This is a genomic window from Antarcticimicrobium luteum (assembly GCF_004358185.1).
In the GTDB taxonomy this organism is placed as follows: Bacteria; Pseudomonadota; Alphaproteobacteria; order Rhodobacterales; family Rhodobacteraceae; genus Antarcticimicrobium; species Antarcticimicrobium luteum.
Map to the genome: position 1 here is coordinate 231,818 of NZ_SMUV01000073.1, position 19,591 is coordinate 251,408.

Sequence of the window (19,591 nt, forward strand, 5' to 3'; positions counted from 1 at the left end):
AAGTCAAATACACCACTCGACAAAGAGAAACCGTGCCAGCGCGGCGGCTGCGCGGACTCACAGCTCCAGAACCGTGCTTCCGGTAGTGGCCCGCGCCTCCAGCGTGCGATGCGCCTTGACGACCTGATCCAGCGGAAAACGCTGATCGATGCGGATCGACACGTCGCCGTCCAGCACCTTGCGGAACAGGTGCTGCGCCATTGCCTGGCAGGCGTCGTGTTCGGCGATATGGGTGAACAGCGTGGGTCGGGTGATCTTGAGCGATCCCTTCTGTCCCAGCACCGCCAGGTTAAAGGGCGGCACCGGCCCCGAGGCATTGCCGAAAGAGATCATCATGCCCAGCGGTTTCAGGCAATCGAGCGAGCCGTCAAAGGTGTCCTTGCCCACCGAATCCATCACCGCGTCGACCCCCTTGCCGCCGGTCAGCTCGCGCACACGGGCGACGAAATCCCCGGTCCGGTAGTTGATGCAGTGGGTTGCGCCATGCTCCAGCGCGAGGCGGCATTTTTCATCGGTTCCGGCAGTCCCGATCAGGGTGATCCCCTCGGACCGCGCCCATTGACAGGCGATCAGCCCGACGCCGCCGGCGGCGGCATGGAACAGCACCGTATCGCCGCGTTTCAGCGGGGTGGTGCGATGAAACAGGTATTCCACCGTCATCCCCTTGAGCATCATGGCGGCGGCCTGGTCATAGCCGATTGCGTCGGGCAGCGGGCAAATCTGGGCAGCGGGCATCACCCGCGCCTCGGTATAGGCGCCGGGGGGCATCGCCGCATAGGCGGCCCGGTCGCCCGGCCTCAGGTGGGTGACGCCCTCGCCCACCGCCTCGATAACGCCGGCGGCCTCCATGCCCAGCGGATGCGGCAGCGCCATCGGGTAAAGCCCGCTGCGCTGATAGACGTCGATGAAATTCAGCCCGCAGGCGCGGTGCCTGATGCGGACCTCGCCCGGACCCGGATCGCCCAGCGGACGATCCTCGATCTCCATCACCTCCGGCCCGCCGGCCTGGTGGAACATGACGGTGCGCGCGGTTTCGGTCATCCCGTCCCCTCCCCTCTTCAATCCTTGTTTGCCGGGCCGATCATGCCGCAATCCGCGCCGGTGTCCATGCCCCATCGGCCCCGCACGCGCCGCTCCCGAAGGCGTGAGCGCAGGCTGCGCCGATTTGTGCTAAACTAACGGCCTAAGGTGCCGTCCGGTCTGGCCGTCGGCAACATCGGGCCAGATCCCGGATCCACGGCGCAGAGAACCGCCATGGAGGAAGAGATATGGCACATACAATCGGAAACCCGCTGTCCTGGACCGCGCGCAATCTGGGCGCGGCCGGGCACTATCTGGGCGAGGCGACGGAGCGTCTGGGCGGCGATCACACTGTCGCCATGCCGCAAACCCGCAGACTGGAGATGGCCGATATCGGCCATGCCCTGCGCGCCGGATGGGGCGATTTCCTTGCCGGGCGCAGCGACGTGATGTTCCTGGTGCTGGTCTATCCGGTGGTGGGGCTGGTGCTGATGGGCTTCGCGCTGCACATGCAGCTGTTGCCGCTGTTGCTGCCGCTGGTGATGGGCTTTGCCCTGCTGGGGCCGGTGGCGGCGGTGGGCCTCTACGAGATGAGCCGGCGGCGCGAGGCGGGGCAGACCGCCAGCTGGATCGACGGGCTCGGCGTGCTGCGCAGCCCCCGCTTTGGCGCGATTCTGGTGCTGGGGCTCTATCTGGCCGGGCTGTTCCTCGGCTGGATGCTCACCGCACGGGGGATCTATGCCCTGACCCTGGGACCAGCGGCGCCGGCCTCGGCCTCCGCGTTCCTGCGCGATGTGGCCACGACGCCGGCGGGCTGGCTCATGGCGGTCGCCGGCTCTGCGGTGGGGGCCTGTTTCGCTCTGCTCGCCCTGGCAACAAGCGTGGTGTCCTTTCCGATGCTGCTGGATCGCAACGTCAGCGTGCCGGTGGCGGTGGCGACCTCGGTCAGGCTGATGCGCGAGAACCCACGCGTGGTGCTGAGCTGGGGCGCGCTGATCGGGGCCGCGCTGAGTCTGGCGGCGATCCCGCTGCTGCTGGGGCTGGTGATTGTGCTGCCGGTGCTGGGCCACGCCAGTTGGCATTTCTATCGCCGCGCGGTGGTTTGAGGGGCTCAGAGGCCTCGTTCAAACCTTCCTCCCGGCGTTCCCGCCGAACGGTGGGGGAAAGGCGGCCTGGGGTCTGTGCGGTCAGTCCCCGCTCCCAGCCCAAAGGCGCCTCGGCGTCCCTGCCCTCCCCCTGCCAGGGGGAGGGATAGGGAGGGGGCGCCGAGGCGCCTCACCCCACCTTCATCACGACCTTGCCGATATGCCCCGCGCTTTCCAGCCTCGCATGGGCTGCGGCGGCCTCCTCCAGCGGGAACTCGCTGTCCATCACCGGGGCGATGCGGCCCGCATCCAGAAGCGGCCACACCTTCTCGGCCAGATCCTGCGCGATCCGCGCCTTGGCCAGATCGCTCTGCGGGCGCAGGGTCGAGCCGGTGATGGTCAGCCGCCGGGTCATCACCTGCGCAAAGTTCAGTTCGACCTTCGGCCCGCTCAGGAACGCAATCTGCACCAGCCGCCCGTCGTCCGCCAGCGCCCGCACGTTGCGCGGGATATAATCGCCGCCCACCATGTCGAGGATCAGATCGGCGCCGCCCGCCGCGCTCAGCACCTCGACGAAATCCTCGTCGCGGTAGTTGATCGCCCGCTCGGCGCCCAGATCGGTGCAGACCCTGCATTTCTCATCCGACCCGGCGGTGGCGAAGACCCGCGCGCCGAAGGCATTGGCAAGCTGGATCGCGGTGGTGCCGATGCCCGAGGTACCGCCATGCACCAAGAACCGCTCGCCGCCCTTCAGCCCGCCACGGGTGAACACATTGGTCCAGACGGTGAAATAGGTCTCCGGCAGGCAGGCGGCCTCCTTCATCCCCATTCCTTGGGGAATGCGCAGGCAATGGGCGGCCGGCGTCGCCACGTACTCGGCATAACCACCGCCCGGCAGCAGCGCGCACACCTGATCGCCGACGGCCCAGTCGCTCACCCCCGCGCCCAGCGTCACCACCTCGCCCGAAGCCTCCAGCCCCGGTAGGTCGCTGGCCCCCGGCGGCGGCGCATAGGCACCGGCCCGCTGCAGCGCGTCGGGGCGGTTGACCCCGGCATAGGCCACCTTGATCACCACCTGGCCATGGCCCGGCTGCGGCACCGGGCGTTCGGCCAGTTTCAGAACCTCCGGCCCGCCCGGCTGGCTGATCTCGACGGCTCGCATGGTCTGGGTCATCTGACACTCCTTGTTCCGTGGCGCGGCGTCGCGCCCGCATCGCTTTGTCCCCGGGCATACACCGAAATTCCCCCGCGCGCGAGAGAGCGCCGCCGCTTGCCGCCGGGCCGCAATCGGATAAGGTGCCGGCCCATGTTTCCGCTAATGCTCTACCTCTCGCTGGGCGCCAATGTGGCGATCACCCTGCCGCTGACCTGGATGGCCCTGCGCGGCGGGACCGCAATCTGTACGGTTCTCGGCCCGGACTCCCCGTCCCGCCGCCTGCTGGCGTGCCTCTTTGCCACCGTCACGCTGCTAAGCCTGCTGGGTCTTTACGCCTGGCCCACCGGTCACGACGAAACTGCCATGGCGGTTCTGCTGGGGCTTTTGCCCACCCAGATCCTCTGGTCGCTGATGGCCGTTCCGGCGCTGCCCCGCAACCCGTTGCTTTGGGGCGGCCTCGCGCTCAGCGCGCTGCACGGGGTGACGCTGAGCGTGGTACTCTAATCCGCGCCGCCGACCGAACCCGGCAGGTCGCCGCGCCGGTCCTTTGGCGCATGGATCTGCGCCGCCAGCCACTCAGGCCCGGCCAGCAGGGGTTTCAGCAGCGGGTTGCCCCGGACCTTTGCCTTCATTCCCTCGAAGCGCATCACATCGTCGATCCGCCGGTCGAGAAAGGCCCAGGTCGCCTCGTGACCGGGGCTGTCATCACCGAGCCAATAAAGCACCGTGGAGGAATAGACCGCCGACAGCGTCGCGCGCTTGGTGTACCAGTTCACATCGCGCGAGGTATCGCCCAGCGTATTCCAGATCAGATCGCAGGTGCCCCAGATCGCCTTTGCCCCATCGGCGGCATATTGCGGCATCGCGAACAGAGTGACGCCGCGGCGCACCGCCTCCCTGTCCGGGACCGCCTCGAGCCGGAGCCGCACCGCCAACGCGATCTTGTCTCGAAAGCGCATCCCGTCGAGGTGCGACGCGCCCAGCAGCTCCAGCATCATCGCGTCGCCGCGGGCATGAAACCCCAGCGCCAGATCTACCGCCCCCCGGGGGCAGAGCGCCCGCGCCAGAGCCGGGTCGATGCCGGCATCCGCGACCGCGGCCTTGAAGGTTGCCTCGGTCCAGCCGTCGAAGGCCACATGGATCAGCGCGGCGTCCAGAAGCCTGTCCTTGATGTCATCGTGTTGCATGAGTCTGGCCTCCTTTGGCATTCGCCCCGCACACTAGACAAGATAGGCGCTGCTTGCTATACGGCCACTTCCTGCAAATCCTTGCAACTCGAATCTAGAAAGGTGGTGACAACCACATGCAGGTTAGTGTTCGCGACAACAATGTCGATCAGGCGCTTCGTGCCCTGAAGAAGAAGCTGCAGCGCGAAGGCGTTTTCCGCGAAATGAAGCTCAAGCAACATTTCGAGAAACCGTCCGAGAAAAAAGCGCGCGAAAAAGCTGAAGCGATTCGGCGTGCCCGTAAGCTGGCGCGCAAAAAAGCTCAGCGCGAGGGGATGCTCTAAGCACACCCGGAAGCGGTTTATTCTGACGCTTATTCAGACGACCCCCGTGGCCTGGCCCGGGGGTTTGTCTTTTTTTCGGGGGTCAGCCCAGCCCCTGAACGCTGAGGCCGAAGGTCTGAAACAGCAGCACCGCGTTGAGGCACAGGACAATCCCCGCCCCGATTACCGCCAGCGCCCGCACCGGCCAGCCGATGCGGAATGCGCCCATGATGTCGCTGCGCGAGACAAAAATGATCAGCGCTACCATCGGCACCGGCAGCGCAATCGACAGAATAACCTGTGACATCACCAGTGCCTGGGTCGCGTTCACCCCCATTGCCACCACCGCAAAGGCGGGGATCATCGTCACCGCGCGGCGGAGCCAGATCGGCAGGCGCATGCGGACAAAGCCCTGCATGATCAGCTGGCCGGCCATTGTTCCCACCACCGAGCTGGAGATGCCCGAGGCGATCAGAGAGACCAGAAAGACCGCCGCAGCGGCGCCGCCCAGCAGCGGCGTCAGCATGTGATAGGCGGTCTCGATTTCGGCCACCTCGGCATGGCCGGAATGAAAGGCGCCGGCGGCCATCATCACCATGGCGATGTTCACCATCCCGGCGGCGGCCAGCGCCAGCACCACCTCGCGGTTGGAGAATTTCACGACCGCGCGGCGGTCGATGTCATGGCGCACCAGCGCGCGGTTCTGGGTCAGGCCGGAATGCAGATAGATCGCGTGCGGCATCACCGTGGCGCCGATGATGCCCACCGCGATGGTCAGCGCCGTCAGATCGGGCAGATTCGGGGTGATCAACCCGGCCCCGGCCGCGCCCCAGGCGACCGGAGCGATGAATATCTCGATCAGGTAGCACAGGCCGATGATGGCGACAAAGGTGCCGATGATCAGCTCCATCGGGCGAAACCCGCGCGCCTCGAACAGCAGGATGCCATAGGTCACCACGGCGGTGACCCCCATCCCCGCCATCAGCGGCATGTCGAACAGCAGCGCCAGACCGATGGCGCCGCCCAGGAACTCGGCCAGGTCGGTGGCCATCGCCGCGATCTCGCTCACCGCCCACATGACCCAGACCACGGGGCGCGGGAAATGATCGCGGCAGAGCTCGGCCAGGTTCCGGCCGGTCACGATACCCAGCCGCGCCGAGAGCGACTGGAACAGCATGGCGATAAGGTTGGCGATCAGCACCACCCAGAGCAGCGAATAACCGTATCCCGCCCCGGCCTGGATGTTGGTGGCATAGTTGCCGGGGTCCATATAGGCGACCGAGGCGATGATGGCCGGCCCCGCGAACAGAAACGCTGCGCGCGGTCCCCGGCGCCGCCCCTCGAGCACTTCGGTCATGCCGAGGCGCGTGCGGCCAGTCGATGTCGACTTCATCTCTTCGTGTTCCCGTCTGCCGACCGCCTTGTCGATGGGGTCGACCTCAATTAAAGCCATAGCTACACTTTTGACAATAGGTGACGGAATTTAGCCATAACTTCTGTCCAATCTGAAAGCCGGTTTGCAAATTGAAGCGGCATCTGTAATCTGTTCCTTCTCTATTGATCCGCCCCGCGCAGACCGGAGACATCAATCCTGTGCCCCACCGCCCGCCCTCAGTGCCCAGCCCCGGGGCCGAAGCCGAAGCAGCGGCGCAACCGGACCGCTTCAACCAGGCACGGGCGGCGCAATCTGTCGCGATTCTCGAGGATTACGCCGAGATGATCGGCGATCTGATGGAGGAGATGGGCGAGGCGCGGATCACTGATATAGCCCGGCGGATGGGGGTGACCCATCCCACCGCGACCAAGGCCGTGGCGCGACTGAAACGCGAGGGGCTGGCGGTCTCGCGCCCCTATCGCGGCGTCTTTCTGACCGAGGAGGGGCTGGCGCTGGCCGACCGGGTGCGGGCGCGGCATCGTACGGTGGTGGCGGTTCTGGTGGCGCTGGGGGTGCCGCCCGAGACCGCCGAGATGGACGCCGAGGGAATGGAGCACCATGTCTCGGACGTGACGCTGAAGGCTTTCGAATCCTATCTGGAGCGTGGCACCTAGACGCCCCAGGTCACCGGCATGCTCAGCGGCCCGCGAAACGCCCAGCCGCCGAATCGCGCCGGCCCGGCGAGGCGCAGATCGTCAAACCGCGCGAACAGCATCGGCAGCGCCACCTCGGCGATCAGCGCCTTCGACGCCCAGGCCCCGGCACAGAAATGCGGCCCGGCGCCAAAGGAGATCGCGGCGCTGACATCCTGGCCGGTGTCGAAGGCATCGGGGTTGGCGAACACATCCTCGTCCCGGTTTCCGGAGCCGAACATCAGGAACACCCTATCCTCGGGCTCCAGCGTGACGCCGTGCAATTCGTACCGCTGCGCCACCCGGCGCGGCGACATGCCGATGGGCGAGATCCAGCGCGCGTATTCCTCGAAGGCACGCAGCCAGCCGCCCGGGTCCGCCTTCACCTGCTCCAGCTGCCCGGGATGGGTCAGCAGCGCCCAGGCGGTGCCGGCGATGGCGTCGCGCGGCTCGTTCTGACCGCCGGAAATCGCCAGCTTGATATTGGCGCGCACCTGATAATCCGAAAGCCCCGCCCGACGTTGGACCGACAGCAGCGAATGGTTCGGCTCCGCGTCCAGCACCGGGATCATGCCGTCGATGTGGCGGTCGATCGAGGCAGTGCAGTCGTGGCAGTTGGCCTCCACCCGCGGATCGCCGGTATAGTTGGCGCAGCCATCGATCATGCCCTGACTGACCCGGTTCATCTCATGCGCGGTCATATTGGTCAGACCGGTGATGCATTTCAGCGCCTCGCCCGAGACCGGCATGGCATAGTCGGCCACCAGATCGCAGCCCCCCCTTGGCGCAAGGTCGTCGAGGATGCGGGCGGTATGGGCGCGGAACTGATCGGTCCAGATCTGTTTGACGGTCTTGGGCGAGACGGTCGGAAAGATCGCCTTGCGCTCGGACATATGTGCGTCACCGTCCTTGCGCATCATGTTCTGGCCCATCAGCACGGTCATCAGACCGCCCGGCTGGTCGGAGGAGAACACCTCGATCTTCTTTTCGTTCTCGAAGATGTCGTCGCGCCGGGTCAGCAGGGTGACCCCCAGTTGCGGCACCCGGAGCACCGGCCCCTGCGCGCGCATGCGTTTCAGGTCGGGATAGGGGTCGGCCCAGAACGCGGCCGGGTCGATCTCGTAGACGGGGGCATCTGACATGGCGGCTCTCCTCCCTCGGTCTCTGATGTTGTCAGGTCAACACGATCTGCCGGTACTGTTGTCATGTCAACACAAATCCCCTACCCTCCGGCCATGACCGACACCCCCGCGCCCGACGCCCTTCCCGACGAGCTGTACCTGATTGCCCCGGGCGATGTGCCGGGAGGACCGGCGCGGCCAACACTGAGCTTTTCGCGCACCCCCACCGTGCTGCTGACCTTTGCCGCCAACCGGTTCACCCGGGCCGCCTCGCGCGAGTATCAGCAGAAATTCGGGATCGGGGCGATGGACTGGCGGATGCTGGTGATGCTGACGCGCGAGCCGGGCAGCACGGTCAGCCATGCCGCCCGCACCATCGGCATCGACAAGGCTGCGGTCAGCCGCAGCCTGCGGCGGCTGGAGACCGCGGGGCTGGCGGCGGCGGTACAGACCGGCCCGGACGAACGCCGCAAGAGCTGGACGCTGACCCAGGCCGGCAATGAAACGCATGACCGGGTTCTCGTCCACGCGCTGGGGCGGCTGCGTCAGCTGATGGCCGGGTTCGATCCCGAGGAGATCCGCAACTTTACCGGCTATCTCGCACGGATGCTGGACAATCTCGACGCCGCCTTTGACGACGACGCCTGACGGCGACGGCTGGCCCGGTCAGTAGATCTTGGGCACGTAGAGCTCGTCGGGCAGCACCCGCCGTTCGTAATCGGGGTTGTAGACCCGTTCGGGCAACTCGACCTTTTCGTGCTCCACATCCTCATAGGGGATCTTGGTCAGCAGATGCTCGATGCAGTTCAGCCGTTCGCGTTTCTTGTCGTTGCCCTCGACGATGTACCAGGGCGCCTCGGGGATGTTGGTGCGCGCGAACATCTCTTCCTTGGCCTTGGTGTAATCCTCCCAGCGGATGCGGGATTCCAGATCCATCGGCGACAGTTTCCACTGTTTCATCGGGTCGTGGATGCGCATCAGGAACCGCAGCTGCTGTTCCTCGTCGGTGATCGAGAACCAGTATTTCAGCAGGATGATGCCCGAGCGGGCCAGCATCCGTTCGAATTCCGGAACGTCCTGGAAGAATTGTTCAACCTGATCCTCGGAGGCAAAGCCCATCACCCGCTCGACCCCGGCGCGGTTGTACCAGGAACGATCGAACAGCACGATTTCCCCCGCCGCCGGCAGATGCGGCACGTAGCGCTGGAAATACCACTGGCTCTGTTCCCGGCGCGACGGCGCGGGCAGCGCCACGACGCGGGCGATGCGCGGGTTGAGCCGCTGGGTGATCCGCTTGATCACCCCGCCCTTGCCGGCGCTGTCGCGGCCCTCGAACAGGATGCAGACCTTGGCGCCGGTGTGTTCGACCCAGTCCTGGACCTTGATCAGTTCGGCCTGAAGCCGCAGCAGATTGTGGAAATAGACCCTGCGGTCGAGCATCTCGGGATGCGCTTCCTTATAGATCTTGCGGATTTCGAGCGACAGCATCGGCTCCGCGAACTCGATCTCGATATCCTCGTCGAACGTGTCCTGCAGTTCGGCCTGAAGCCAGTCCAGCGAATGGTTGCCACTCTCGTCGGTCAAATCCCGCTCCCGTGTTTCGCGTTTCATCCCGGGGCTACCCCCATGGTGTAAAGTTTTGGTGTCAGAGCCCGGTGGATACAAGGGCAACGACCCGGAGAAACGACGCGCCGGCCCCGGAATTTTCCACGCGCCGGCCGGGTGCCCCCCTGCCGCTCAGACCGGCAATGCGGTGGTCCGGCAAACGGTCCGCAGCGCAAAGCTCGATTGCATCTGCGCCACCCGCGGCAGGCGCGACAGGTACTGGCGATGGATGCGGGCGAAATCCTCGGTGTCCTCGGCCACGATCTTGAGGATGTAGTCAGCGGTTCCCGCCATCAGATGGCATTCCAGAACCGACGGGATTTTCGCCACGGCCCGCTCGAACGCGTCCAGCACCTCATCGGCCTGGGCCTGCAGGGTGATCTCGACAAAGACCGTCGTGGGCACACCCATCTTGCGTTCGTCGAGCAGCGCGACATAGTCGCGGATATAGCCCTCGCTCTCCAGCCGCTGTACACGGCGATGGCAGGCCGAGGGCGACAGGTTGACCTGTTCGGACAGTTCCGCGTTCGACATCCGCCCCTTTTTCTGGAGCGCGTCGAGAATCCGGCGATCTGTTGCATCAAGCGTCATCGGCGCACACCTTTTGCGGAAAATATATCATTTGTCGAAGACTATTCGACAATACCCCCTGATGACGAGCCAAGATTTCACGGAAATTGCGCGCGACTTCGCCTATTTATTAGGCACAGAACAAACCCGAAGGGAGGAGGCACCATGAAAATCGGTTGCCCGAAAGAAATCAAGCCACAGGAATTCCGCGTCGGCGTCACGCCCAATGCCGCGCATGAGGCGGTGATGCACGGCCATCAGGTCGTTATCGAGACCGGCGCCGGCGCCGGCGCCGGATTCGACGACGCCGCCTATGAGGCCGCCGGCGCGACGATCCTGCAGACCGCCGAGGAAATCTTTGCCACCGCCGACATGATCGTCAAGGTGAAAGAGCCGCAGCCGGTCGAACGCAAGATGCTGCGCGAGGGGCAACTGCTGTTCACCTATCTGCACCTGGCCCCCGATCCGGAACAGACCCGCGATCTGCTCGCCTCGGGCTGCACCGCGATCGCCTATGAAACCGTCACCGACGACCGCGGCGGCCTGCCGCTGCTGGCGCCGATGTCCGAGGTGGCCGGACGGCTGGCACCCCAGGTCGGCGCCTGGACGCTGCAAAAGGCCAATGGCGGGCGTGGTGTGCTGATGGGCGGCGTGCCCGGCGTCGGCCCGGCCAAGGTTCTGGTCATCGGCGGCGGCGTCGTGGGCACCCATGCCGCCCGTATCGCTGCGGGCATGGGCGCGGACGTCACCGTTCTGGACCGTTCGCTGCCACGGCTGCGCTATCTGGACGATGTCTTTGGCGGCACGTTCAGCACCGGCTATTCCTCGGCCGGGCTGCTGGCCGAACATCTGGGCGAGGCCGACATGGTGATCGGCGCGGTGCTGATCCCCGGTGCCGAGGCGCCCAAGCTGGTGCGCCGCGATCAGTTTGCCGGCATGAAGCCCGGCGCGGCGCTGGTCGATGTGGCGATCGACCAGGGCGGCTGTTTCGAGACCTCGCGCGCGACCACCCATGCCGATCCCATCTATGAGGTGGACGGGATCATGCATTACTGCGTCGCCAACATGCCCGGCGCGGTCGCGCGCACCTCGACCATCGCGCTCGGCAATGCCACCATGCCCTTCATGCTGGCGCTGGCGGACAAGGGGTGGAGACAGGCCTGCCTCGACGATCCGCACCTACTGGACGGGCTGAACGTGCATGCGGGCCAGCTGACCTATTACGCGGTCGGCAAGGCGCTGGGGATCGACGTGGTCTCGCCGCAGGTCATCGTGAAGTCCTGATCTTCGCTTACGCCGGGGGCACCCCTTCTGCCCCAGGTGCGCCGGTCGGGTTCGCCCGGCCGGCATTTTTCTTGCCTGACGGCCTCCGCGCGCAAAGAAAAACCGGCCGGAAAATCCGGCCGGTTCAAACTGTACAAAACGCAGGCGATTCACCCCTGTTTCTGTATCTCTACCTGATGCGGATAGGGGATCGAGATGCCGCCCTTGTCGAACGCCTCTTTCACCGCCTTGGTCAGGATGAATTTCAGATCCCAGTAATCGCCCGCGTCGCACCACAGCCGCGCGGTGAGATCGACCGAACTGTCGCCCAGATTGGTCACCCGCGCCCAGGGTTCCGGGTCCGAGTGCACGCGGCCATCGGCCCGGGCGGTGTCCAGGATGATCTGCATCGCCGTGTCGGCGTCGTCACCATAGTCGATCCCGAAGGTCAGATCGACGCGCCGGGTCGGATGGGCGGAATAGTTGATGATAATCTCGCCCCAGGCCTTGCCGTTGGGTACGATGATCTGCACGTTGTCCGCCGTCGCCAGCTCGGTGGTGAAAAGGGTGAGATCCTTCACCGTGCCCGAGGTGCCCCCGATGTCGATGAACTGGCCAAGCTTGTAGGGACGGAAGATCACCAGCATCACGCCTGCGGCCAGATCGCTGAGCGTGCCCTGCAACGCCAGACCGATGGCCAGCGAGGCCGCGCCGAGGATGGCGACGATGCTGGTGGCCTGGATGCCGAAAATGCCCAGAACCGCGACCAGAACGACCGCCAGGATCACCCATTTGACCGTGCTGGCCAGGAAATTGCCCAGTGTCGGGTCGATTTGCGGTGTGGCGTTCACCCTGCGCCGGACCAGCCCGCCGATGGCGCCGGCCGCGATCCAGCCGAGGATCAGAACGACCACCGCCTTGACGACATTGAGGATCAGCGGCGCCAACGCGCTCATCTCACCGGTAAAATGTTGCACTCAAATCTCCTTTCTATCGGCAAGACGGCCCGTCCCGAAGGCGGGTCGCCGCCCGGACAGGGCCGTCCTGCGCATGGGTTTACCGTTTCAGCGCGTCGCGGATTTCCAGCAGAACGTCCAGCTCGGACGGCCCCGATGGCTCGGCCTCGGCCGTGGTTTCCTCTTCCTCGCGCAGCGCCATATCCTTCACCTTGTTGACGTAGCGCACCAGCATGAAGACGACAAAGGCGATGATCAGAAAATTGATGACCGCCATGATGAAGGCGCCATAGGCAAAGACGGCCGCCCCCACCTCGCGCGCGGCCTCAAGGCTGGCGCCCGGGGCCACCTCGCCTGACAGCACGACATAGAGATTGGTGAAATCCACCCCACCCAGAAACAGCCCGACGATGGGATTGATCAGATCCCCCACCATGGACTTGACGATCGCGGTGAAGGCAGCGCCGATAATGATGCCGACCGCCATGTCCATCACGTTGCCCTTTGCGATGAAGTCTCGGAATTCCTTGATCATGTCCCTTGGTCCCCATGAAATCGGGCGCTCTGCGTTTGCGCCTCAGGAAAGACTAGTGCAGCTTGCAGGTTCTGTGAACGCCTGCCGTCGCGGCGGCCGGGCCCTGTCATCGGGCCGGGAAATCGGCTATGCGGGGCGCGACCGAAAAGGACCGACCATGCCCGATCTCTCTGCCTTCCCGATCACCCGCAAATGGCCGCCCCGCGATCCGGATGTGATCCAGCTCTACTCCTTTCCCACGCCGAACGGGGTCAAGGCCTCGATCATGCTCGAGGAAACCGGCCTGCCCTATGAGGCGCACAAGGTCACGCTGGCGGACGCGGATGTAAAAAGCGCCGAGTTCCTGTCGCTCAACCCCAACAACAAGATCCCCGCCATCATCGACCCGAACGGGCCGGACGGCGGGCCGATGGCCCTGTTCGAAAGCGGCGCGATCCTGATCTATCTGGCGGAAAAGACCGGCAAGCTTCTTGGCGACACCGCGACCGAGCGGATGCAGATCATCCAGTGGCTGATGTGGCAGATGGGCGGGGTCGGCCCGATGTTCGGGCAGCTTGGATTCTTCTACGCCTTCGGCGGTGCCGAGATCGAGGATCCCCGCCCGCGCCAGCGCTATATCACTGAAACCCGGCGGCTGCTCGCGGTGCTGGAGGGGCGGCTGGAAGGGCGCGGCTGGGTCTGCGATGACTATTCCATCGCCGATATCGCCATCGCCCCCTGGCTGCGCGTGCTGGAGCGTTACGAGGCGCGCGAAATCGTGGGCTGGGCTGACTTTCCGCGCACGAACGCCTATCTTGATCGCTTCCTCCAGCGGCCGGCGGTGCAAACCGGGCTGGTCACCCCGCCGCGCGACTGATCGCGCGCGGCGCGGACAAGGCTCAGCCAGGCCACCGGAAGCCGGTCAGATGCTCCGGCGCCTCGACGCCATCCAGGTTGCGCGGATCGGGCTGCAGCGGGCCCACCCGGGTCTCGACCGGGATTACACCGGCCCAGATCGGCAGCGCGTAATCCTCTTCATCGTCACCCGGAGGGCCGCTGCGGACCTTGGCGGAGCCCTCGGCAATCTTCAGGCCCAGCACCGTGGTCGCCTTCAGCTCCTGTGCATTGTTCGGGCGCAGCATCGCCGCCCGCCCCGGCCAGAGCCCATCGACAAAGGTCGAGAGCCGCGCCTCCTTCTCCTCCTCCGGCACCACGAAGGCGGTCCCGAACAGCATGACCGACCGCGAGTTGACCGAGTGATGGAAACCCGAGCGCGCCATCACGAAACCGTCCAGGATCGAGACGGTCAGGCAGACCTCGGCCCCCTTGCTGGCGCGCAGCGCCCGGCTGGCGCTGGAACCGTGCCAATAGACGTGATCGCCCTCGCGCCATTGCAGGGTGGGCGTGACATAGGGCTTGCCGTCGATCACATAGCCCACGCTGCACATCGGCTGGGCGTCGAGAATGGCATTGACCGTGTCCCGGTCGTGCAGGCCGCGCTCATGCGCGCGGCGCAGGCGGCTGCGGTCGGTGATCTCCAGCGACATCTGCGGTCCTTTTCGGTTGTGTGACTTGTCGCCGTCTCTGTGGCATGGGATTGGTATTTCTGAAATGACCAGTTCTGACAAAATGACCAATACCAATTTTCAGGCCGCGCTGCTGGCGCTCGGCCTCGACCGGCGTGGCCGCCAGCCGCTCCACACACAGCTGACCGAGGCGCTGCGCCACCTGATCCTGATCGGACAGGCCGCCCCCGGCGCCCGTCTGCCCGCGAGCCGCCAGCTGGCGCTCGATCTCTCGGTGTCGCGCCAGACCGCGCTGACCGCGCTCGACCAGCTCATCGCCGAGGGCTATCTGGAAACCCGGCCCGGCGCCGGCACCTTCGTGGCGCGCGATCTGCCGGATCTGGCCCCGCCCGCCGCGCCCGGACCCGTCGGTCCCGTGCCCGAGGGGCCGCAACCGCTTCGCCCGTTCGAGCCGGGCATCCCCGACATGACCCTGTTCCCCCACGCCGCCTGGGCGCGCCATCTGGACCGTGCCTGGCGGCGGCCGGACCCGGCACTGCTGGACCGGCCCGATCCGCTGGGCTGGCCGCCACTGCGCGCCGCCATCGCGGCGCATCTGGCCGCCTGGCGCGGCATCGCCTGCGCCGCGGGTCAGGTGGTGATCACTTCGGGCGCGGTGGAAACCTTCGAGCTGCTGGCGCACGCGGCCTTCCGCCCCGGCGAGGCGGTACTGACCGAAGAGCCCGGCTATGCCCCCATGCGCCGAGCGCTGCGGCGCGCGGGCCTCGGGACCACGCCCATGCCGGTGGACGGCGACGGCGCCCTCCTCCCGGAGGGGAGCGACGCCCGCGGCGCCATCGTCACCCCCTCGCGCCACCACCCCACCGGCATGACCATGCCGCTGCCGCGCCGTCTGGCGCTGCTCGACTGGGCACAGCGGAGCGCGGCCTGGGTGATCGAGGACGATTACGACAGCGAGTTTCGCTATACCGGCGCGCCGCTGCCGGCGCTGGCCTCGCTGGCGGCGGAATGGACGATCTATGTCGGCAGCTTCTCCAAACTGCTCTCGCCCGCCCTGCGGCTGGGCTATTTCGTGGTGCCGGCCGCCCTGCTGACCCCGGTCCGCGCGGCGCTGGCGGAAACCGGCCCGCGCGCCTCGCTGGTGCCGCAACCGGCGCTGGCACGGTTCATGGAAAGCGGCGAGTTCGCCACCCACCTGCGGCGGATGCGCCGGATCTATGGCCAGCGGCAGAAGGTGCTGCGCGCCGCGCTCGCCCGCCATCTGCCCGACCACCTGACCGCGCCGCCGGACCCGTCGGGGATGCACCTGCTCTGCGGTATCGGGCCTGCCCTGCGCGGGCTTTCCGATACTGAAATCGCCGCCGAGGCAGCAGAGGCCGGGATCAGTCTGCGCGCCCTCTCCGCCTATTGGCCCGGCGGGGCCGGACCGCAGGGGCTTATCCTGGGCTATGCGGGCTTTGCCCCGGAGAGGATCGAGGCGGCGGTGATCCGCCTGACCGCCGCGCTCAGGACGGCTTAGCCCGGCAGCGCGCCGGTCAGCACATAGCGCAGGATCTCGACCACCTGGGCCGGCTCTTCGGCCACGGCCAGTGCGGCGGCATGCACCTCTTTCAACGCATGCTGATGCTCCGGCGGGTTCAGCACGATGATCGACTTGCCCAGCGCCGCGGCATAACCTGCGTCAAAGGCCGCGTTCCACTGTTTGTATTTCTCGCCGAAACGCACCACTACAACATCGGCGTCCGCGATCCCCTTGCGGGTGCGGATGGCGTTGACCATCGCGCCCTTGTGATCGTGCCAGAACTTGTTGTCCTCCGCGCCCAGGATCGCCACACCGCAATCGTCGCTGGCAGCGTGATCGGTCACCGGCGCGCTGAAGGCCACATCGAGCCCTTCGGCCCCGGCGATGATCTGTTCACGCCAGTCGGTGTGGATTTCGCCGGAAAGATAAACACTCAGGGTCATGGGCTGGTTCCTCGATTTCCTCGTTGCCTCCGACATAGCGCGCGGGCGCGCCCAAGGCCACTAGCCCTGATCGAACCGCAGAAGGCATGCGGTCACCTCGGCATCCTCGACCTGACCGAACTCGCGATAATGGGCGCCCACCGCCCAGAACTCCTGTGGGGCTTCCAGGCAGATCACCCTGTCGGCCTCCGCCTCCAGCCGCGAAATGATGTCGGCCGGGGCCACCGGCACCGCGATCCAGACGGCCGCCGGTTTCTGCGCGCGCAGCGCCTTGACCGCCACGCGGATGGTGGCCCCGGTGGCGATGCCGTCATCGACCAGGATCGCTGTCCTGCCCGCCACCGGCACCGGATCGCGCCCGGGCAGGTATCGGGCGCGGCGGTCCTCGATCTCGGCCTTCAGCGCGTCGATCCGGCCCTCGAAATCCGCCTCGCTCAGCCCGGCGGCGCGCAGGATCGCGGTGTTGAACAGCGTGGTCGGTGCCGGCCCGTCAACGATCGCGCCGGCGGCAAGCTCGGCATGGCCGGGCATGCCGATCTTGCGCACCAGCACCAGATCCAGCGGCGCGCCGAGCGCCCCGGCGACCTCTGCGGCCAGCGGCACGCCGCCGCGCGGCAGGGCCAGCACCACCGGATCCTGCGGCGCGGCCCGGGCCACCGCCCTGGCCAGTTGCTTTCCGGCGTCGTCACGATCCTGAAACATGCTGCGGCCTCCATATCGCACCCGGCCCGCCCCACTATGCCGCGCGCCGCGCGCCCCGGCCAGCCCCCGGACCGCCGCATGCAAAAAGGGGCGCCGCCGCGCCCCCTTCCTCGTCGCCCGAACACGCCCCCCCCCCGGAGGGGGCCGCCTCAGCCGCGCAGCACGCCGCCGGTGGCCTTGGCGACCTTTTCGACGATCTTCCTGCCCACCGCCTCGATCTCGGCCTCGGTCAGGGTCTTGTCACGGGGCTGCAGCCGCACGCTCAGCGCCAGCGACTTCTTGCCCTCGCCCAGCGAACCGCCGATGAACTCGTCGAAGACGCGCACATCCTCGATCAGCGCCTTGTCGGCGCCGGCGGCGGCATTGACCAGCGTCAGCGCCTCGACCCCGGTATCGACGACAAAGGCGAAATCGCGCTCCACCGCCTGCAGGTCGCGCAGCTCCAGCGCGGCGCGGGTGGCGCCCGATCTGCGCGGCAGCGGCACCTCCTGCGGGAACAGGGTAAAGGCAACCGCTGGCCCCTTCACATCCATCGCCTCAAGCACCCGCGGGTGCAGCTCGCCGAAGATGCCCAGCACCTTTTTCGGACCCAGACAGATCCGCCCGTGCCGGCCCGGATGCCACCAGTCCGGCCCGTCGCGCAGGATTTGCACCTTGGCCGGCGCGCCGATGGCGGCCAGCACCGCCTCGGCATCCGCCTTGGCGTCAAAGACGTCGACCGGGCGGGTGGTGCCATGCACGTCGCGCGGCCCGGTGCGGCCCACCAGCAGGCCGGCGATCATCTCGTGCTGCTGCTCGGGTTCGCCGCCGTGGAAGGCCGGGCCGATCTCGAACAGCGCCAGATCGGCAAAGCCGCGCGCCTGGTTGCGCGCCGCCGCCTGCAGCAGCCCGGGCAGCAGCGAGGGGCGCATGTGGCTCATCTCGGAACTGATCGGGTTTTCCAGCATCGCCCCGTCACCGCCGCCGAACAGCGCGGCGCAGGCCTGATCGATGAAGGAATAGCTGATGCACTCGTTATAACCCAGCGCGGCAGAGGTGCGCCGCGCGGTCTGCAACCGGCGCTGCATCGGCGTCATCACCGGTTTCGGCACCCCCGCGGTGATCCGCGGCAGCGGCCGGCCCTGAAGCCCCGTCAGCGAGGCGATGCGCGCCACCTCCTCGACCAGATCGGCCTCGCCCTGCACATCGGGGCGCCAGCTGGGCACATGGGCGATATTGCCCTCCAGCCGGAACCCCAGCCGGGTCAGAGTCTGACGCTGTTCGCTCTCGGGGATCTCCATCCCCACCAGCGACTGCACCCGCGCCGGGTCCAGCTTGTAGGCGCGGGACTGGTCCGGGATGGCGCCGGCGATGACGACCTCGGAGGGCTCGCCGCCACACAGATCGAGGATCATCTGGGTGGCCTGCTCCAGCCCCTCCAGCGTGAACGCCGGGTCGATGCCGCGTTCGAAGCGATAACGCGCGTCGGAGTTGATCTTCAGCGCGCGGCCTGCCAGCGCGATCTGCACGTGGTCCCAATAGGCGCTTTCGAGAAAGACGTTCACCGTCTCTTCGGTGCAGCCGGTCGCCTCGCCGCCCATGATCCCGGCCAGGCTTTCCGGGCCGGTGTCGTCCGAGATCACCATCATGCCGGGGACCAGCGTATAGTCCTTGTCGTCCAGCGCCAGCAGGGTTTCGCCCCCCTTGGCGCGATGCACCCGCAGATCGCCTGACACCTTGTCGGCGTCAAAGACGTGCAGCGGGCGATTGCTGTCGTAGGTGAAGAAATTGGTGATATCCACCAGCGCCGAGATCGGCCGCAGCCCGATCGCGCGCAACTGGTTCTGCAGCCATTGCGGGCTGGGGCCGTTCTTGACGCCCCGGATCACCCGACCTGTGAAGACCGGGCAGCCGTCCAGCGTATCGGCGTCGATGGTGACGGTGATCGGAGAGGGGAATTCGCCCGGCACCGCATGGGTTTCGCGCGGCTTCAGCGTGCCCAGACCGCGCGCGGCCAGATCGCGGGCGATGCCGCGCACGCCCAGCGCGTCCGGGCGGTTGGGGGTGATGGCGATCTCGATCACCGGGTCGATCCTGGCCGGATCGTTCTCGGCCAGCCAATCGACGAACCGTTCGCCGACCTCGCCCGAGGGCAGCTCGATGATGCCGTCATGCTCGTCGGACAGCTCCAGTTCGCGCTCCGAGGCCATCATGCCGTGGCTCTCGACACCGCGGATCTTGCCGACCGAGAGGGTCACGTCGATGCCGGGCACGTAATCGCCGGGCTTGCACAGCACCACGGTGATGCCTTCGCGCGCGTTGGGGGCGCCGCAGACGATCTGCTTGTCGCCCTCGTCGGTCTCGACGGTGCAGACCCGCAGCCGGTCGGCGTCGGGATGCTGTTCGGCATGTTTCACCCTGGCCAGCGTGAATGTTTTCAGCCGGTCGGCGGGGTTGGTGATGCCTTCGACCTCAAGGCCCAGATCGGTCAGCGCCTCGGCGATCTCGTCCACCGTAGCGGTGGTGTCGAGGTGGTCTTTCAGCCAGGAGAGGGTGAATTTCATGGTTTTCGT

21 protein-coding genes are annotated in these 19,591 nt (G+C 66.7%); 8 read left to right on the plus strand and 13 right to left on the minus strand.

Annotated elements, in window-relative coordinates; translation table 11 throughout:
* Positions 1 to 57: 57 nt before the first annotated feature.
* Positions 58 to 1,041 carry a quinone oxidoreductase family protein gene (locus tag E1832_RS19630; RefSeq protein ID WP_133361476.1) on the minus strand — a complete coding sequence of 328 codons (984 nt, stop codon included), beginning with the start codon at positions 1,039 to 1,041 and terminating at the stop codon, positions 58 to 60.
* A 227-nt stretch (positions 1,042 to 1,268) separates the two neighbouring features.
* Between E1832_RS19630 and E1832_RS19635 the strand changes: the two genes are divergently transcribed.
* Entirely contained in the window at positions 1,269 to 2,126 is an 858-nt protein-coding gene (locus E1832_RS19635; RefSeq protein WP_133361477.1) for a DUF2189 domain-containing protein, read from the plus strand.
* A gap of 169 nt (positions 2,127 to 2,295) precedes the next feature.
* Here E1832_RS19635 and E1832_RS19640 read toward each other — a convergent pair whose 3' ends face one another.
* Positions 2,296 to 3,279, minus strand: coding sequence for an NAD(P)H-quinone oxidoreductase (locus E1832_RS19640; RefSeq protein WP_133361478.1), 984 nt, complete (start codon positions 3,277 to 3,279; stop codon positions 2,296 to 2,298).
* Between the two features lie 132 nt (positions 3,280 to 3,411).
* Here E1832_RS19640 and E1832_RS19645 point away from each other — a divergent pair, with 132 nt between their 5' ends.
* Positions 3,412 to 3,765, plus strand: coding sequence for a hypothetical protein (locus tag E1832_RS19645; RefSeq protein ID WP_133361479.1), 354 nt, complete (start codon positions 3,412 to 3,414; stop codon positions 3,763 to 3,765).
* Here E1832_RS19645 and E1832_RS19650 read toward each other — a convergent pair.
* Entirely contained in the window at positions 3,762 to 4,448 is a 687-nt protein-coding gene (locus E1832_RS19650; protein ID WP_133361480.1) for a COQ9 family protein, read from the minus strand. The genes E1832_RS19645 and E1832_RS19650 overlap by 4 nt on opposite strands.
* A 116-nt stretch (positions 4,449 to 4,564) precedes the next feature.
* Between E1832_RS19650 and rpsU the strand changes: the two genes are divergently transcribed.
* Complete coding sequence (rpsU, locus tag E1832_RS19655) at positions 4,565 to 4,771, plus strand: 30S ribosomal protein S21 (RefSeq protein WP_008207378.1); 207 nt, start codon at positions 4,565 to 4,567, stop codon at positions 4,769 to 4,771.
* Between the two features lie 82 nt (positions 4,772 to 4,853).
* Here the strand turns inward: rpsU and E1832_RS19660 are convergent, their stop codons facing one another.
* Positions 4,854 to 6,107 (minus strand): Nramp family divalent metal transporter, encoded by a 1,254-nt coding sequence (locus E1832_RS19660; protein ID WP_245514060.1) that lies wholly within the window; start codon positions 6,105 to 6,107, stop codon positions 4,854 to 4,856.
* 257 nt (positions 6,108 to 6,364) lie between these two features.
* Here E1832_RS19660 and mntR point away from each other — a divergent pair, with 257 nt between their 5' ends.
* Positions 6,365 to 6,799, plus strand: coding sequence for a manganese-binding transcriptional regulator MntR (gene mntR, locus E1832_RS19665; RefSeq protein WP_133361481.1), 435 nt, complete (start codon positions 6,365 to 6,367; stop codon positions 6,797 to 6,799).
* Here the strand turns inward: mntR and E1832_RS19670 are convergent.
* The gene (locus tag E1832_RS19670; RefSeq protein WP_133361482.1) at positions 6,796 to 7,959 is read right to left on the minus strand and encodes a cytochrome P450; all 1,164 of its coding nucleotides are present in this window, start codon (positions 7,957 to 7,959) and stop codon (positions 6,796 to 6,798) included. The genes mntR and E1832_RS19670 overlap by 4 nt on opposite strands.
* A 93-nt stretch (positions 7,960 to 8,052) precedes the next feature.
* Here E1832_RS19670 and E1832_RS19675 point away from each other — a divergent pair, with 93 nt between their 5' ends.
* Positions 8,053 to 8,586 carry a MarR family winged helix-turn-helix transcriptional regulator gene (locus tag E1832_RS19675; protein WP_133361483.1) on the plus strand — a complete coding sequence of 178 codons (534 nt, stop codon included), beginning with the start codon at positions 8,053 to 8,055 and terminating at the stop codon, positions 8,584 to 8,586.
* A gap of 18 nt (positions 8,587 to 8,604) precedes the next feature.
* On the opposite strand, the gene ppk2 is transcribed toward E1832_RS19675, so the two are convergent.
* Positions 8,605 to 9,522, minus strand: coding sequence for a polyphosphate kinase 2 (ppk2, locus tag E1832_RS19680; protein WP_133361484.1), 918 nt, complete (start codon positions 9,520 to 9,522; stop codon positions 8,605 to 8,607).
* A 153-nt stretch (positions 9,523 to 9,675) separates the two neighbouring features.
* Positions 9,676 to 10,134: an Lrp/AsnC family transcriptional regulator gene (locus E1832_RS19685; protein ID WP_133361485.1), complete on the minus strand. Its 459-nt coding sequence runs from the start codon at positions 10,132 to 10,134 to the stop codon at positions 9,676 to 9,678.
* A 144-nt stretch (positions 10,135 to 10,278) separates the two neighbouring features.
* Between E1832_RS19685 and ald the strand changes: the two genes are divergently transcribed.
* Positions 10,279 to 11,397 (plus strand): alanine dehydrogenase, encoded by a 1,119-nt coding sequence (gene ald / locus E1832_RS19690; protein WP_133361486.1) that lies wholly within the window; start codon positions 10,279 to 10,281, stop codon positions 11,395 to 11,397.
* Between the two features lie 149 nt (positions 11,398 to 11,546).
* Here ald and E1832_RS19695 read toward each other — a convergent pair whose 3' ends face one another.
* Both E1832_RS19695 and mscL read right to left on the minus strand, forming a co-directional pair.
* Positions 11,547 to 12,332, minus strand: a complete 786-nt coding sequence (locus E1832_RS19695) for a mechanosensitive ion channel family protein (protein WP_206021082.1) — start codon at positions 12,330 to 12,332, stop codon at positions 11,547 to 11,549.
* 100 nt (positions 12,333 to 12,432) lie between these two features.
* Positions 12,433 to 12,867, minus strand: a complete 435-nt coding sequence (mscL, locus tag E1832_RS19700; protein WP_133361488.1) for a large conductance mechanosensitive channel protein MscL — start codon at positions 12,865 to 12,867, stop codon at positions 12,433 to 12,435.
* 157 nt (positions 12,868 to 13,024) lie between these two features.
* On the opposite strand from mscL, the gene E1832_RS19705 reads away from it, so the two are divergent.
* The gene (locus tag E1832_RS19705; protein ID WP_133361489.1) at positions 13,025 to 13,723 is read left to right on the plus strand and encodes a glutathione S-transferase family protein; all 699 of its coding nucleotides are present in this window, start codon (positions 13,025 to 13,027) and stop codon (positions 13,721 to 13,723) included.
* Between the two features lie 22 nt (positions 13,724 to 13,745).
* Here E1832_RS19705 and E1832_RS19710 read toward each other — a convergent pair whose 3' ends face one another.
* Positions 13,746 to 14,393, minus strand: coding sequence for a pyridoxamine 5'-phosphate oxidase family protein (locus E1832_RS19710; RefSeq protein WP_133361490.1), 648 nt, complete (start codon positions 14,391 to 14,393; stop codon positions 13,746 to 13,748).
* 82 nt (positions 14,394 to 14,475) lie between these two features.
* On the opposite strand from E1832_RS19710, the gene pdxR reads away from it, so the two are divergent.
* Entirely contained in the window at positions 14,476 to 15,891 is a 1,416-nt protein-coding gene (gene pdxR / locus E1832_RS19715) for a MocR-like pyridoxine biosynthesis transcription factor PdxR (protein ID WP_133361491.1), read from the plus strand.
* Here the strand turns inward: pdxR and E1832_RS19720 are convergent.
* From E1832_RS19720 to pheT, 3 genes are all read right to left on the minus strand, one after another.
* The gene (locus E1832_RS19720) at positions 15,888 to 16,337 is read right to left on the minus strand and encodes a YtoQ family protein (protein WP_133361492.1); all 450 of its coding nucleotides are present in this window, start codon (positions 16,335 to 16,337) and stop codon (positions 15,888 to 15,890) included. The two genes, pdxR and E1832_RS19720, sit on opposite strands and share 4 nt — an antisense overlap.
* Before the next feature lie 60 nt (positions 16,338 to 16,397).
* On the minus strand, positions 16,398 to 17,039 hold the full coding sequence (locus E1832_RS19725; protein ID WP_133361493.1) for a phosphoribosyltransferase: 642 nt from the start codon (positions 17,037 to 17,039) through the stop codon (positions 16,398 to 16,400).
* Between the two features lie 149 nt (positions 17,040 to 17,188).
* Complete coding sequence (gene pheT, locus E1832_RS19730) at positions 17,189 to 19,582, minus strand: phenylalanine--tRNA ligase subunit beta (protein ID WP_133361494.1); 2,394 nt, start codon at positions 19,580 to 19,582, stop codon at positions 17,189 to 17,191.
* Positions 19,583 to 19,591 lie beyond the last annotated feature (9 nt).